The sequence below is a fragment of the Streptomyces venezuelae genome (assembly GCF_008642375.1).
Classification (GTDB): domain Bacteria; phylum Actinomycetota; class Actinomycetes; order Streptomycetales; family Streptomycetaceae; genus Streptomyces; species Streptomyces venezuelae_G.
Genome location: NZ_CP029194.1, coordinates 5,912,929 through 5,928,062 on the forward strand (window position 1 = coordinate 5,912,929; position 15,134 = coordinate 5,928,062).

At 73.4% G+C, this 15,134-nt stretch carries 13 protein-coding genes; 9 read left to right on the forward strand and 4 right to left on the reverse strand.

The window, feature by feature from the left end:
- Window positions 1–71: 71 nt before the first annotated feature.
- The 3 genes from DEJ46_RS27115 to DEJ46_RS27125 are packed head-to-tail and all read left to right on the forward strand — an operon-like array spanning window position 72 to window position 2,673.
- Window positions 72–1,853: an ABC transporter ATP-binding protein gene (locus DEJ46_RS27115; protein WP_223835503.1), complete on the forward strand. Its 1,782-nt coding sequence runs from the start codon at window positions 72–74 to the stop codon at window positions 1,851–1,853.
- Between the two features lie 20 nt (window positions 1,854–1,873).
- The gene (cutA, locus tag DEJ46_RS27120; RefSeq protein WP_150270468.1) at window positions 1,874–2,200 is read left to right on the forward strand and encodes a divalent-cation tolerance protein CutA; all 327 of its coding nucleotides are present in this window, start codon (window positions 1,874–1,876) and stop codon (window positions 2,198–2,200) included.
- Window positions 2,201–2,217: 17 nt separating this feature from the next.
- Complete coding sequence (locus tag DEJ46_RS27125) at window positions 2,218–2,673, forward strand: gamma-glutamylcyclotransferase family protein (protein ID WP_150274804.1); 456 nt, start codon at window positions 2,218–2,220, stop codon at window positions 2,671–2,673.
- 75 nt (window positions 2,674–2,748) lie between these two features.
- On the opposite strand, the gene DEJ46_RS27135 is transcribed toward DEJ46_RS27125, so the two are convergent.
- The 3 genes from DEJ46_RS27135 to DEJ46_RS27145 form a co-directional block, all read right to left on the reverse strand.
- The gene (locus tag DEJ46_RS27135) at window positions 2,749–4,833 is read right to left on the reverse strand and encodes a molybdopterin oxidoreductase family protein (protein ID WP_150270470.1); all 2,085 of its coding nucleotides are present in this window, start codon (window positions 4,831–4,833) and stop codon (window positions 2,749–2,751) included.
- Window positions 4,834–4,905: 72 nt separating this feature from the next.
- Window positions 4,906–5,595, reverse strand: coding sequence for a vancomycin high temperature exclusion protein (locus tag DEJ46_RS27140; protein WP_150270472.1), 690 nt, complete (start codon window positions 5,593–5,595; stop codon window positions 4,906–4,908).
- Between the two features lie 38 nt (window positions 5,596–5,633).
- Window positions 5,634–6,356: an aquaporin gene (locus DEJ46_RS27145; protein ID WP_150270474.1), complete on the reverse strand. Its 723-nt coding sequence runs from the start codon at window positions 6,354–6,356 to the stop codon at window positions 5,634–5,636.
- Window positions 6,357–6,433: 77 nt separating this feature from the next.
- On the opposite strand from DEJ46_RS27145, the gene DEJ46_RS27150 reads away from it, so the two are divergent.
- From DEJ46_RS27150 to DEJ46_RS27175, 6 genes are all read left to right on the forward strand, one after another.
- Window positions 6,434–6,904: a GNAT family N-acetyltransferase gene (locus tag DEJ46_RS27150; RefSeq protein ID WP_150270476.1), complete on the forward strand. Its 471-nt coding sequence runs from the start codon at window positions 6,434–6,436 to the stop codon at window positions 6,902–6,904.
- Window positions 6,905–6,993: 89 nt separating this feature from the next.
- Window positions 6,994–7,947 (forward strand): sirohydrochlorin chelatase, encoded by a 954-nt coding sequence (locus tag DEJ46_RS27155; protein ID WP_190622910.1) that lies wholly within the window; start codon window positions 6,994–6,996, stop codon window positions 7,945–7,947.
- A 35-nt stretch (window positions 7,948–7,982) separates the two neighbouring features.
- Window positions 7,983–9,320 carry a deoxyguanosinetriphosphate triphosphohydrolase gene (locus DEJ46_RS27160; protein WP_223835110.1) on the forward strand — a complete coding sequence of 446 codons (1,338 nt, stop codon included), beginning with the start codon at window positions 7,983–7,985 and terminating at the stop codon, window positions 9,318–9,320.
- A gap of 132 nt (window positions 9,321–9,452) precedes the next feature.
- Window positions 9,453–10,715, forward strand: a complete 1,263-nt coding sequence (locus DEJ46_RS27165) for an NAD(P)/FAD-dependent oxidoreductase (RefSeq protein ID WP_150270478.1) — start codon at window positions 9,453–9,455, stop codon at window positions 10,713–10,715.
- 65 nt (window positions 10,716–10,780) lie between these two features.
- Window positions 10,781–12,673 (forward strand): DNA primase, encoded by a 1,893-nt coding sequence (gene dnaG, locus DEJ46_RS27170; protein WP_150270480.1) that lies wholly within the window; start codon window positions 10,781–10,783, stop codon window positions 12,671–12,673.
- 74 nt (window positions 12,674–12,747) lie between these two features.
- Window positions 12,748–13,800: an RNA polymerase sigma factor gene (locus DEJ46_RS27175; protein WP_411757787.1), complete on the forward strand. Its 1,053-nt coding sequence runs from the start codon at window positions 12,748–12,750 to the stop codon at window positions 13,798–13,800.
- 21 nt (window positions 13,801–13,821) lie between these two features.
- On the opposite strand, the gene DEJ46_RS27180 is transcribed toward DEJ46_RS27175, so the two are convergent.
- Window positions 13,822–15,120 (reverse strand): TerD family protein, encoded by a 1,299-nt coding sequence (locus tag DEJ46_RS27180; RefSeq protein ID WP_223835119.1) that lies wholly within the window; start codon window positions 15,118–15,120, stop codon window positions 13,822–13,824.
- Window positions 15,121–15,134: the final 14 nt, after the last annotated feature.

Here is a 15,134-nt window from a genome sequence, read left to right on the forward strand (position 1 = left end):
GCACCGCCCCGATCCCCACCGCCCCCGCCCGCAGCGGCCCCCCGGCCAAGGAGCGCACCCCCGGCCCCGGCCTGTCCACCCCCGCCCTCGAACGCTCCCTGGCCTTCCGCGCCTCCGGCCTCCGCCTCCTGCGCACCCTCGCCCCCGACCGGGCCAGCCTGATCGCCGTCCTCGCCGTCGGCGCCACCGCCGTCACCCTCGGCGTCCTCAGCCCCCTGCTCCTCGGCCGCGCCACCGACCTCGTCGTCACCGGCGCCACCGGCCCGGCCGGGGTCGACTTCGCGGCCGTCGGCCGGCTCCTCGCCCTCTCCGTCGTGGTCGTCGCCGGCTCGTCCCTCTTCACCTGGGTCCAGCTGCGGATCGCCACCACCGTCGTCCAGCGGGCCGGCCGGCGCCTGCGCGAGCAGGCCCAGCACAAGCTGGCGCGGCTGCCCCTCACGTACTTCGACCGGCAGCCGCGCGGCGAGGTCCTCTCCCGCACCACGAACGACATCGACAACATCACCCAGACCCTCCAGCAGGCCTTCAGCCAGATGGTCCGCGCCCTGCTCACCCTCATCGGCGTCCTCGCGATGATGTTCTGGATCTCCCCGCTGCTCGCCCTCGTCGCCCTGGCCTCCGTGCCCGTCTCGGTCGCCGTCGCCACCTTCGTCGGAAAGCGCGCCCAGCCGCAGTTCGTGAAGCAGTGGGCGGTCACCGGGCGGCTCGGCAGCCACGTCGAGGAGATGATCACCGGCCACACCGAGGTCGTCGCCTTCGGCCGCCGCGCCGAGGCCGTGGACCGCTTCGACGAGCTCGGCGAGGAGCTGTACCGGGCGAGCTTCCGCGCCCAGTTCGTGTCCGGCTTCATCCAGCCCGCGCTGACCCTGGTCGGCAACCTCAACTACGTCGTCCTCGCGGTCGTCGGCGGCCTGCGGGTGGCGAGCGGCACCCTCACCGTCGGCGACGTGCAGGCCTTCATCCAGTACTCGTACGAGTTCAACGGCCCGATCAACCAGGTCGCCGCCATGGCCAACCTCCTCCAGTCCGGAGTGGCCTCCGCCGAGCGGGTCTTCGACCTCCTCGACGCCGACGAGGAGTCCGCGGACCCGGCGGAGCCCGAGCGCCCCGCCCAGGTCAGGGGCCGGGTCTCCTTCGAGAAGGTCGCCTTCCGCTACGAGCCCGACAAGCCGCTCGTCGAGGACCTGTCGCTCACGGTCGAACCGGGCAGGACGGTCGCGATCGTCGGCCCGACGGGCGCCGGCAAGACGACCCTCGTCAACCTCCTCATGCGGTTCCACGAGGTCACCGGCGGCCGGATCACCCTGGACGGCACGGACATCGCGAAGATGTCCCGCGAGGAGCTGCGGGCCGGGATCGGCATGGTCCTCCAGGACACCTGGCTCTTCGGCGGCACCATCGCCGACAACATCGCCTACGGCCTGCCCGGCGAGGTCTCCCGGGAGCGGATCGTGGAGGCCGCCAGGGCCGCGCACGCCGACCGCTTCGTCCGGACCCTCCCCGACGGGTACGACACGGTCCTCGACGAGGACGGGGGAGGCCTCAGCGCCGGCGAGAAGCAGCTGGTCACCCTCGCCAGGGCGTTCCTCTCCGAGCCGGTGATCCTCGTCCTCGACGAGGCCACCAGCTCCGTCGACACCCGCACCGAGCTCCTCGTCCAGCAGGCCATGTCGTCCCTCCGCGCGGGCCGCACCAGCTTCGTCGTCGCCCACCGGCTCTCCACGATCCGGGACGCGGACACGATCCTGGTCATGGACAGCGGGTCCATCGCCGAGCAGGGCACCCACGAGGAACTGCTCGCCGCCGGCGGCGCGTACGCCCGGCTGTACGAAGCCCAGTTCGCCGGAGCGTGAAGGCTCAGTACGGTGAGGGCGTGACCACTCTCGCCCTCACCGTCCTCACGACCACCGACAGCCCCGAGAAGGCCGAGACGCTCGCGCGCGGCGCCGTCGAGGCGCGGCTCGCCGCCTGCGCCCAGGTCTCCGGTCCCGTCACCTCCGTCTACCACTGGCAGCGGGCCATCGAGACCGCCGAGGAGTGGCAGGTGGTGTTCAAGACCACCGAGGCCCGCTACGAGGACCTGGAGGCCCACATCCTCGCCGCCCACGACTACGAGACGCCGGAGATCATCGCCACCCCCGTCGTCCGGGCCTCCTCCGCCTACCTGGCGTGGCTCGGCAGGGAGGTGGCGCACCCGTGACCGCACCGGCCGGCCTCATACCCCTGCCGTTCTTCGTGTACGGGACACTGCGCCCCGGCGCGTACAACCACGACCGGCTCCTCCTCGGCCGGACGGCCGCCGAGGAGGCGGCCCGGCTCCCGGGCGCCCTCCTCCACGACGGCCCCGGCTACCCGTACGCGGTGCCGGGGGAGGGCACGGTCGAGGGGACCCTCGTGACGGCGGCGCCCGACGCGTACGGCGAACTGCTCGGGGCGCTGGACCGGATGGAGGGCGACGCCGGGTACGAGCGGGCCGTCGTCGAGGCGGTCCGGCTCCGCGACGGCGGGACCGTCCGGGCCTGGACCTACCTCGCGGCCCCCGGGACGGCGCTCGGCCCGCTCATCCCCACCGGTGACTGGTTCAGGGCCTGTCCGGCGGATCATGGCCGGGGTCGCGGGGTCTGGCACGGCACCTCGCCGCGTTGCCGAAACGCCCCCATAGCTCCGCCATGAGGGCGCTCCGGCGCCTTGCGATGCACCGTGCCAGACCCCGCGCCCTATCCGGCCCTGATCCGCCGGACAGGCCCCCTAGCCGTCCCGCTCCAGACGCACCGCGCACACCTTGAACTCGGGCATCCGGGAGACCGGGTCGAGCGCCGGGTTCACGAGCGTGTTCGCCCGGCCCTCGCCCGCCCAGTGGAACGGCATGAAGACGGTGTCCGGCCGGATCGCCGTCGTGATCCGGGCCGGGGCGACGGCGCGGCCCCGCCGCGAGACCACCGCGAGCCGCTCGCCCTCGGCCACCCCGAGCCGCTCGGCGAGCCGCGGGTGCAGCTCGACGAAGGGGCCGGGCGCCGCCGCGTTCAGCTCGGCGACCCGCCGGGTCTGCGCGCCCGACTGGTACTGGGACACGACCCGGCCCGTGGTGAGGACGACCGGGTACTCGGCGTCGGTCTCCTCCGCCGCCGCCCGGTGCACCACCGGCACGAACCGGGCCCGCCCGTCGGGCGTCGCGAACCGGTCGAGGAAGAGCCGGGGCGTACCGGCGTGCTCCTCGTCGGGGCAGGGCCAGAAGACGCCCTGCTCCTCCTCGATGCGCCGGTAGTCGATGCCCGCGTAGTCGGCGGGGCCGCCGGCGGAGGCCCGCCGCAGCTCCTCGAAGACCTCCTCGGCATCCGTCGGGAAGCCCTTCTCCCAGCCGAGCAGCCCGGCGAGCCCGTGCAGCACCTCCAGGTCGCTGCGTACGCCCTCCGGCGGGGTGAGGGCGCGGCGCCGCAACAGCACCCTGCCCTCCAGGTTGGTCATGGTGCCGGTCTCCTCTGCCCACTGGGTGACGGGCAGGACGACGTCGGCGAGCGCGGCGGTCTCGGAGAGGACGACGTCGGCGACGGCGAGGAAGTCGAGCGAGCGCAGCCGCCCCTCGACGTGCGCGGCGTGCGGCGCGGAGACGACCGGGTTGGAGCCCATGAGGAGCAGGGCCTTCACGTCGCCGCCGAGCGCGTCGAGGAGTTCGTACGCGCTGCGCCCCGGCCCCGGCAGCGTATCGGGGTCGACGCCCCACACCCCGGCGACGTGCGCGCGGGCGGCCGGGTCGTCGAGCTTGCGGTAGCCGGGCAGCTGGTCGGCCTTCTGGCCGTGCTCGCGGCCGCCCTGGCCGTTGCCCTGGCCGGTGAGGCAGCCGTAGCCGCTCAGCGGCCGGCCCGCCCTGCCGGTGGCGAGGCAGAGGTTGATCCAGGCGCCGACGGTGTCCGTGCCCTTGGACTGCTGCTCGGGGCCGCGCGCGGTCAGCACCATGCCGCTGCCGGCGTCGCAGAACATCGCGACGGCCTCGCGGAGCTCGGGTACGGACACACCGGTGATCCGCTCGACCTGCTCGGGCCAGTGGGACATGGCCCCGGCCCGGGCCGCCGCCCAGCCGTCGGTGCGAGCCGCCACGAACTCCTCGTCCACGCGTCCTTCGGCGACGACGAGGTGGAGCATGCCGAGGGCGAGCGCGAGGTCGGTCCCGGGGCGGGGCGCGAGGTGGAGGTCGGCCTGCTCGGCGGTGCGGGTGCGGCGCGGGTCGACGACGATCAGCTTCCCGCCGTTCTCCCGCAGCTCGGTGAGGTAGCGCAGGGCGGGCGGCATGGTCTCGGCGAGGTTGGAGCCGACGAGGATCACGCACCCGGTCCTCGGGATGTCGTCCAGGGGGAAGGGGAGTCCCCGGTCGAGGCCGAAGGCCCGCTGGTGCGCGGCGGCGGCGGACGACATGCAGAAGCGGCCGTTGTAGTCGATCTGCGAGGTGCCGAGCACGAGCCGGGCGAACTTTCCCAGCGTGTACGCCTTCTCGTTGGTGAGCCCGCCGCCGCCGAAGACCCCCACGGCATCGGCACCGTGGTCGGCGCGGGTCCTGTGCAGTCCGTCGGCGACGGCGGCGAGCGCCTCCTCCCAGGTCGCGGGCCGCAGATCCCCCGTGTCAGGGCATCGGACCAGGGGCTCGGTGAGCCGGACCCGGGAGGAGAGTACGGAGGGAGCGGTGCGGCCCTTGCCGCACAGGGCGCCCCGGTTGACGGGGAAGTCGGTCCGCTCGACCACCTCGGCGGGCAGCTCCGGGGCGCCGGTGGGGCGGAGCGACATGCCGCACTGCAGGGCGCAGTAGGGGCAGTGGGTCGGGACGGCGGTGGCGTCGGACATGCCGCCAGCGTGGGTCAGGCGTGTTACGCGGGGCGGCGCCCCGTATTACGGGCGCGGTGCTCTCCGCTCAGCTCACGGCAGGTGCCGAGGTGAGGCGAGGGCCTCGGTGACGCCGGTCTCCTCCGGCCCGAGGAACTGCGGATCGGGGCGCAGGCCCGCGTCGAGGGCGGCCTTGCCCGCCGCGAAGAGCTCCCGGGTGGTGCCGTAGTACCAGGTGCCGTCGCGGGGTTCGGCGACCCCGACGCCGTACGCGTCGACGCCCGCCCGCCCGCACAGCGCGACGGCCCGCTTGATGTGGAAGTCCTGGGTGACGAGGACGGCCCGGTCGACGCCGAAGACCTTCTTGGCCCGGACGCAGGAGTCCCAGGTGTCGAAGCCCGCGTAGTCGCTGACGATCCGCCCGTCGGGCACCCCGCGCTCGGTGAGGTAGGTGCGCATGGCGCTGGGCTCGTCGTACGCGGTCCTGCTGTTGTCGCCGGTGACGAGCAGGACCCGGACCCTGCCCTCGCGGTACAGCTCGGCGGCCGTGTCGAGCCGGTGCGCGAGATACGGGGTGGGGCGCCCCTTCCACAGCCCGGCGCCGAACACGACGGCGACGTCCCGGGCGGGCACGTCGGCGGTGGTACGGAGCTTCCCGGCGGCGGCGGTGTGCATCCAGGTCATCGGGGTGAGCGCGAGGACCGCTCCCAGCATGACGGCCTGGACGGTCCGGCGGCGCGCCCGGGTGGTGCGGGGTATCAGCCGGGTGAGCCGTGCCGTCATGCGGAAACCTCCTGGGGGTGTGGACCGGTGGCGGTCTGTCACCCCGTCCGACGCGCTTCGGCGCCGTTCGGTTCGCCGGACGCCCGGAGTGTTCCGTACAGCACACCGGAGAGGACCAGGCCGATGACCATGCCGAGGAGCTGGGCGGCGGCGAAGGCGGGCACCGAGCCGGGGGCGATCCCGGTGAAGGAGTCGGAGAAGGAGCGGCCGAGGGTGGCGGCCGGGTTGGCGAAGGAGCCGGAGGAGGTGAACCAGATCGCCGCCCCGATGTATCCGGCGACGGCGACCGGGGCGAGCCCGGGGCGGCCGATGTGGCGCAGTCCTTGCACGACGAGGACGAGCCCGGCGGTGGCGACGGCCTCGCCGAGGAGGAGGTGGAGCGCCCCGCGGGGCTCGGTGGCCCAGGCGCCGGGGGCCCGGCCGAACATCGCCTCGGCGAGCAGGGCGCCGGTGACGGCCCCGGCGAGCTGGGCGCCGATGTAGGCGAGGGCTTCGCGCCCGCCGCGCTCGTGGCGACGGGACCACCACTCCGAGAGGGTCACGACGGGGTTGAAGTGGGCCCCGGAGAGCGGGCCGATGAGGGCGATGAGCAGACCGAGGCCGAGGGCGGAGGCGGCGGCGTTGGCGAGCAGGCGGACGCCGATGTCCTGGCTGAGGGAGTCGGCGCGGATGCCGGAGCCGACGATGACGGCGACGAGCGAGGCGGTGCCGATGAACTCGGCGGCGGTGCGGCGGGGGAGAGAGGGCGGGGACATTCTCATAGTGGAAAAGATATTCCGTGATTCGGAATGAAAAAAGAGGGGAGGGGTAGGTGCGCGGGTCCGTACGATTCCGAGTCGTGAAGATCGAGAACGTTGACATCCGCCGTGCGGCCGACTCCGATGCCGCCGCGGTGGCCGACGTCTGGCTGCGCTCGTACACGGCCGCGCTCCCGAGCGTGCGCCGCGCGCACACGGACGACGAGGTCCGGTACTGGCTCCGGGAGATCGTCGTGCCGCACCACGAGACATGGGTGGCGACGGTCGAAGGCACGGTCGTCGCCATGATGGTCCTGGACGACGAAGACCTGGACCAGCTCTACGTCGACCCGCCGTGGCGCGGCCAGGGCATCGGCGACCGGCTCGTGGAGGTGGCCAAGCAGAGCCGTCCGGCCGGGCTGACGCTGTGGACGTTCCAGGTCAACGCCCCGGCGTGCCGCTTCTACGAACGGCACGGCTTCGTCGCCGCCGAGCGCACCGACGGGCAGCGCAACGAGGAACGCGAGCCGGACGTCCGGTACGTGTGGAGTCCGGCGAGGACGGCGGTCTGACAGCGCCGCGAGCACGCCCGTGAGGTCACGGAAAACAGTCGTGACCCCCGCGCAACGGGCAGGCAACCTCGCGCCCTCAGGATCGGTGCATGACGGATCCGGACAGCACGTTCGACAGCGCCGCCGGGCTGCTCGGGAGGATCACCGAGCAGCTCGCGGAGCGGCTCGCCCAGGTGCATCCGGACGGCCGTCGGCAGCGGAAGCACGACGAGGAGGCACGCCCGCCCATGAACGTCCCCACCCTCGCCGGACGGCGCCGCACGAGGCTCGCCACCGCCGCCCCGGCCATGTCCGCCCCCGCACCCACCCTCGTCGCCGTCGGCCACGGCAGCCGCGACCCCCGCGCCCGGGCCACCCTCGGCCGACTCCTCGAACGGGTCCGCGAGCTCCGCCCCGGGCTCGACGTGCGCCTCGCCCACATAGAACTGAACGCCCCGCTGCTCGACGACACCCTCGCGGACCTCGCCGCCGAAGGCCGGGACGCCGTCCTCGTACCCCTGCTCTTCGCCCCCGGCCACCACGTCACCCACGACCTGCCAGCCGCCCTCGCCGCCGTACCCGCCCTCCGGGCCCGGATCGCCGAGCCGCTCGGCGCGCACCCCCTCCTCGTCGAGGCCCTCGCCGGCCGGCTCACCGAGGCCGGCTGGACCGCCCGGGACGGCGCCTCCCGCGCCACCGGCGTCGTCCTCGCCTCCGCCGGCTCCCGCGACCCCCGGTCCGGCGCCGAGATCCGCCGGATCGCCGCCCTCCTCGGCGAGCGGCTCGGCGGGGTCCCCGTCGTCCCCGCCTACGCCTCCGCCGCCGCCCCCACCGTCCTCGACGCCGTCAGCGCCCTCGCCGCCCGGGGCCGCCACCGCGTGGCCGTCGCCTCCTGCTTCACCGCCCCCGGCCTCTTCGCGACCCGCGCCGCCGCCCACGCCCCCTGGCTCGCCGCCGCCCCGCTCGGCGCCCACCCCGCCCTCGCCCGCCTGGTCCTCCACCGCTACGAACAGGCCCGCACGGCCCGCACCACCACCCCCGTGCGGGAACTCGCCGCCATCTGAGCACTTCTGTCGGTCCCTCCGGTTACCGTCGAGGCATGGAAGGCATCGCAGACAGCGCAGACACCAAGGACGGCACGGGCATCACCGACCTCACCGACACTCCCGGCTACGACTCCGCCGCGACCGAGCGCTGGGCCGCCGAGCCCGACAAACGCCCCGGCCGCACCGCCTTCCAGCGCGACCGCGCCCGCGTGCTGCACTCCGCCGCACTGCGCAGGCTCGCCGGCAAGACCCAGGTCGTCACCCCCGGCACCCGCAGCCACGCCTGGGACGCCAGCCCCCGCACCCGGCTCACCCACTCCCTGGAGTGCGCCCAGGTCGGCCGCGAGCTCGGCGCCGCCCTCGGCTGCGACCCCGACCTCGTCGAGGCCGCCTGCCTCTCCCACGACATGGGCCACCCGCCCTTCGGGCACAACGGCGAGCAGGCGCTCAACGACGTCGCCAAGGACTGCGGCGGCTTCGAGGGCAACGCCCAGTCGCTCCGCCTCCTCACCCGCATCGAGCCCAAGCGCTTCGTGAAGGACGCCGACGGGGAGCTCGTCAGCGTCGGCCTCAACCTCACCCGCGCCGCCCTCGACGCCGCCACCAAGTACCCCTGGCCGCGCGCCGGCCACCCCACCGACCCCGGCTCGCCCAAGTTCGGCGTGTACGAGGACGACCTCCCCGTCTTCGAATGGATCCGGGAGGGCGCCCCCACCCACCGCAAGTGCTTCGAGGCCCAGGTCATGGACTGGTCCGACGACGTGGCCTACTCGGTCCACGACTTCGAGGACGGCCTGCACGCCGGACACATCGACCCCAACATGCTGTTCGCCGAGCCCGAGCGCGCCGACATCTGGACCGTCGCCATCGGGCGGTACGTTCCCGAGGACACCGACCCGCAGGAGCTCGCCGAAGCCCTCGACCGGCTCGTCGACCAGGAGTGGTGGCCCCACGGCTACGACGGCTCGGCCGTCGCCCAGGCCCGCCTCAAGGACGCCACCAGCCAGCTCATCGGCCGCTTCTGCCTCGCCGCCGAGAGCGCCACCCGCGAGGCCTTCGGATCAGGACCCCTCACCCGCTACGGCGTCGAGCTCGTCGTCCCCCGCGGCACGCGCAACGAATGCGCCGTCCTCAAGGCCGTCGCCGACCGGTACGTCATGCAGCGCGCCGAGCAGGAGGTCCTCCGCGCCGACCAGCGCGTCGTCGTCGCCGAGCTCGCCGAGGCCCTCGTCGCCCGCGCCCCCGACGGCCTCGAACCGCAGTTCCGCGCCGCCTTCGACGCCGCGCGCGACGACCGGGCCCGCAAGCGCGTCATCGTCGACCAGATCGCCAACCTCACCGACGCCTCCGCCCGGGCCCTCCACCACCGGCTCCGCCCCCACCACGCGTAGGGAGTGTCTCGCCGGGTCCTCTTCCGTCACCCGGCTCCGTGCGGGACGCTCGCATGCACGCCCCGAGGCGGTACGGCCGGACGAACGCCGGGGGGCGTAGGTTGGAACCGGTCGCAACGAGGAGGAATCGACGTGGTCGACGCAGATCAGACCTTTGTCATCGTCGGCGGAGGACTGGCAGGGGCCAAGGCGGCGGAGACACTGCGCTCCGAGGGGTTCAACGGCCGGGTGATCCTCATCGGCGACGAGCGCGACCACCCCTACGAGCGCCCACCCCTCTCCAAGGGCTACCTCACGGGTGCCAAGGAGCGGGACTCGGTCTTCGTCCACGAGGCCGCCTGGTACGCGGCGCACGACATCGAGCTCCACCTCAACCAGTCCGTCACCGCCGTCGACCGCGAGGCCCGCACGGTCCGCCTCGGCGACGGCACCGTCATCCGCTACGACAAGCTGCTCCTCGCCACCGGCGCCGAGCCGCGCCGCCTCGACGTCCCCGGCACCGAACTCGCCGGCGTCCACCACCTGCGCCGGCTCGCCCACGCCGACCGGCTCCGCCAGGTCCTCGCCTCCCTCGGCCGGGACAACGGCCACCTGGTGATCGCCGGCGCCGGCTGGATCGGCCTGGAGGTCGCCGCCGCAGCCCGCGGCTACGGCGCCGAGGTCACCGTCGTCGAGTACGAGCCCACCCCGCTCCACCGCGTCCTCGGCCCCGAGCTCGGCCAGCTCTTCGCCGACCTCCACAGCGACCACGGCGTCCGCTTCCACTTCGGTGTGAAGCTCACCGAGATCGTCGGCCAGGACGGCATGGTCCTCGCCGTCCGCACCGACGACGGTGAGGAGCACCCCGCGCACGCCGTGCTCGCCGCGATCGGCGCCGCGCCCCGTACCGCCCTCGCCGAGAACTCGGGGCTCGCCCTCGTCGACCGGGCCGATGGCGGCGGCATCGCCGTCGACGAGTCGCTGCGCACCTCCGACCCCGACATCTACGCCGCGGGGGACGTGGCCGCCGCCCACCACCCGTCGCTCCACACCCGGCTCCGCGTCGAGCACTGGGCCAACGCCCTCAACGGCGGCCCGGCCGCCGCCCGCGCCATGCTCGGGCAGCTCGTCTCCTACGACCGGGTGCCCTACTTCTTCTCCGACCAGTACGACCTGGGCATGGAGTACTCCGGCTGGGCGCCCCCCGGCACCTATGACCAGGTCGTGGTCCGCGGCGACACCGGCAAGCGCGAGTTCATCGCCTTCTGGCTGAAGGAGGGCCGGGTCCTCGCGGGCATGAACGTGAATGTGTGGGACGTCACAGAGCCGATCCAGCAGCTCATCCGTTCCCGGGCGGCCGTGGACCCCCAGGCCCTCGCCGACCCCTCCGTACCCCTGGAGAGCCTGGTCGGGTAACCCGCCCGCCCCCGACGCCGACATTCCCCCGGGGGGCGACCCCCGGATCCCCGTACACTTCATGCGTGGCAGGCAGGATCAACGAAGACGACGTGAAGGCGGTACGGGACGCGGTCCCGATCGACGCCGTCGTGTCCGAGTACCTCCAGCTGCGCAACGCGGGCGGCGGAAACCTCAAAGGCCTCTGCCCCTTCCACGACGAGAAGTCGCCCTCCTTCCAGGTCAGCCCCAGCAAGGGACTGTTCCACTGCTTCGGCTGCCAGGAGGGCGGCGACACCATCGCCTTCGTGATGAAGATCGACCACCTCTCCTTCTCGGAGACGGTCGAGCGACTCGCCGCGAAGGCGGGCATCACCCTGCGGTACGAGGAAGGCGGCTACAACCCCGGCCACCAGCGCGGGGAGCGCATCCGCCTGGTCGAGGCGCACAAGGTCGCCACCCAGTTCTACATCGACCAACTCGACTCGCCCGAGGCCGAGATCGGCCGCAAGTTCCTCGCCGAGCGCGGCTTCGACCAGGCCGCCGCCGCCCACTTCGGCGTCGGCTACTCGCCGGCCGGCTGGGACCACCTCACCCGCTTCCTGCGCGGCAAGGGCTTCTCCGACAAGGAACTGATCCTCTCCGGCCTCTCCCAGGACGGCCGCCGCGGCCCCATCGACCGCTTCCGCGGCCGCCTCATGTGGCCCATCAGGGACGTCGGCGGCGACGTCGTCGGCTTCGGCGCGCGCAAGCTCCGCGACGACGACAACGGCCCCAAGTACCTCAACACGCCCGAGACGCCGATCTACAAGAAGTCCCAGGTGCTCTACGGCATCGACCTGGCCAAGAAGGACATCGCCAAGGTCAGCCGGGCCGTCGTCGTCGAGGGCTACACCGACGTCATGGCCTGCCACCTCGCCGGCGTCACCACCGCCATCGCCACCTGCGGCACCGCCTTCGGCGGCGACCACATCAAGATCCTCCGCCGCCTCCTGATGGACAACGGCTCGGCCCGCGTCATCTTCACCTTCGACGGCGACGCCGCCGGCCAGAAGGCCGCCCTGCGCGCCTTCGAGGACGACCAGAAGTTCGCCGCCGAGACGTACATCGCCATCGCCCCCGACGGCATGGACCCCTGCGAGCTGCGGCTCGCCAAGGGCGACGCGGCCGTCGCCGAACTCGCCGAGCCGCGTACCCCGCTCTTCGAGTTCGCGCTCCGCCAGATCGTGAAGCGGTACGACCTGGAGACCCCGGCCGGCCGCGCCGCCGCACTCGACGAGGCCGCCCCCGTCGTCGCCCGCATCAAGAACATCGGCGCCCAGCACGAGGTCGCCGTCCAGCTCGCCGGCATGCTCGGCATCCTCGACACCCAGTTCGTCGTCAAGCGCGTCGCCCAGCTCGCCCGCTGGGCCCGCGACCGCGGCGGCAAGGGCCCCGCGCAGCAGCAGCCCGCGCAGCGCGGCTACGACACCCCGGCCCCGTCGGCCGCACCCTCCGGGCCCGCGCTCAACCTGCGCAGCCCCGCCCACCGCACCGAGCGCGAGCTCCTCAAGCTCGCCCTCCAGCGCCCCGAACTGGTCTCGCCGGCCTTCGACGCGTACGGCATCGACGAGTTCACCGCCCCGCCCTACGCGGCCGTCCGCCAGTGCGTCCAGGACGCCGGCGGCGCCACCGGCGCACCCTCCGACTACCTCGACACCGTCCGCGAGGCCGCCCCCAACGACACCGTCCGCGCCCTCGTCACCGAACTCGCCGTCGAGACGATCTTCGCCAAGACGATCGACGAGGTCTACGCCGGCGCCCAGCTCGTCCAGGTCCGGCTCCGCGCCGTCGACCGCCGCATCCGCGACGTCCAGGGCACCCTGGCCCGGCTCGGCGCCCACGGCGACCCGGAACAGCTCGCGGCCGTGCAGAACGAACTGTGGGTGCTCACCCAGTACGGCCAGTCCCTGCGGAACAACGGCGCCGACGCACTCTGACCGTCGGTCACGGTCCGGACTCAAAAAGTCACCGCACGCCCCTCGTGGCGGCGATGTGTCGTACCCCACACTGGATGACGGTGCCGTTCCGCCCCTCCTGGAGGTCGCCCGCCGTGCAGACCGAGATCCAGACCACCGAACAGGACGAGCCGGCCGGACTCCCCGAGGCCCCGGAGGTCCCGCCGCAGCGCCGCCGCACCGACCTCGGCGGCAACGGACCCTCCTCCGACCTGTTCCGCCAGTACCTCCGGGAGATCGGCCGCATCCCGCTCCTCAGCGCCGAGGAGGAGGTCGAACTGGCCCGGCGCGTCGAGGCCGGACTCTTCGCCGAGGAGAAACTCGCCACCACCCCCGACCTCGACAGCCGCCTCGCGAGCGACCTGGACCGGCTCGTGGTCCTCGGCCGCATCGCCAAGCGCAAGCTCATCGAGGCCAACCTCCGCCTCGTCGTCTCCGTCGCCAAACGGTACGTCGGCCGCGGCCTCACCATGCTCGACCTCGTCCAGGAGGGGAACCTCGGCCTCATCCGGGCCGTCGAGAAGTTCGACTACGCGCGCGGCTACAAGTTCTCCACGTACGCGACCTGGTGGATCCGCCAGGCCATGTCCCGGGCCCTCGCCGACCAGGCCCGGACCATCCGCGTCCCCGTCCACGTCGTCGAACTCATCAACCGGGTCATCCGCGTCCAGCGCCGCATGCTCCAGGAGCGGGGCTACGAACCCACCGCCGAAGAGGTCGCCGCCCAGCTCGACCTGGCCCCCGAACGGGTCGGCGAGGTCCTCCGCCTCGCCCAGGAACCGGTCTCCCTGCACGCCCCCGTCGGCGAGGAGGAGGACGTCGCGCTCGGCGACCTCATCGAGGACGGCGACGCCGCCTCACCCGTCGAGTCCGCCGCCTTCCTGCTGCTCCGCCGCCACCTGGAGGACGTGCTCTCCACCCTCGGCGAGCGAGAACGGAAGGTCGTCCAGCTCCGCTACGGCCTCGACGACGGCAGGCCCCGCACCCTGGAGGAGATAGGACGGATCTTCGGCGTGACGCGCGAACGCATCCGCCAGATCGAGTCCAAGACCCTCAACAAACTGCGGGACCACGCCTACGCGGACCAGCTGCGCGGCTATCTGGACTAGGGCCTGTCCGCCGGACAGGCCCTAGTCGATCTCCCGCACCGTGAGCGTCCACGGTCCGTCCGCACTGAAGAGCAGCAGCAGCGGCCCCGGCGGGATCGGGACGGTGTGCACCAGCGGACCGGTGGCATTCATGATCAGGTCGGGGTGGGTCAGGAGAGTCGTGCGCCCGGCGACCTCGTGGCACCACATGCCGACGTACCCGCTGCCGTCCTCCTTGCCTTCGAAGTGCACCCGGAGGTCGGCCGCGCCGCCCGTGAACAGCAGGGCCTCGGGGCCGTACCCGCGCAGCGTGCCCGTCAGACGCCGGGCGGCGGCGATGGGGCTCACGCGCAGGGCCCAGCGGTTGCGCGCATCGACGCGCAGCCGCAGAGAGCGGTCCCCGGGGGCCCGGATGACCGAACTCCCCGTGAAGTGCGGGAGGGTGGTGTTGAAGACGTGGTCGTCGTCCTTGTTGAACTTGTTCAGCGGAAAGACGCCGAAATAGCCCTTGCCCTCGTGCGCGGCCTCGACCAGGACGGGACCGGGCGGGACGCGGCCGTCCGCGGTGACCACCCCGCCGCCCTTGCCGGAGGCCGTGAAGGGCTCGAAGAGCGGCCCGAACTCCCAGCCCTCGACGAGCTCGTACGGCCGCTCGACGGGCGGGTACGCGCTGGGGACGGGCGACGGTGCGGGGACGGGCCACGGTGTGGGGACGGGCGCGGTGGTGGGGGCGGGCGACGCCGTCGGGGCGGGCGTGCGGCCTGCTTCCCCGGCCTTTCGGGCGGGCGCGATTGGGGCCGCGAGTGCCTGCCACGGCGACTGGGCCAGTGACCGACTCGGCGTCTGGCCCGGCGCCTTGGCCACGCCGGTCAGCGGGACGGGCCCGTTGGCAGGAGCCGCGACCGGCTGCTCCGCTTCCTTCTCGGCCTCGACCTCGACCCCGTACGCCGTGACGAGCTCCGCGAGCCCGGACGCGTACCCCTTGCCGATCCCGGTGAACTTCCAGCCGCCCGACTCGCGGAAGAACTCGCCGTACACGACGGCCTCCGCGTCGTCCGGACGCGCGATCAGCCAGGCGACGACCACTGCCCTGTCCGGGGCCATGGCGGCCAGCGAGCCGGACGTCGCCGGACCGGCGATCACGATGCGCTCGACCTCGGGCTCCACCTCGTGCAGCGCGAGGACCAGCGACTTCTCCTTGTGCCGTACCGCGCCGGACGGGTGAACGGGCTGCCCCTCGAAGACCATGTCCGCGTCTCCGCGGACCCGGCCGTCCGCGCCGAGCAGCAGCGCCGCCATGTCGGCCTTTCCGGTGCCGACCAACAGGGTGACCGAAGGCACCCAGGAACTCTCGG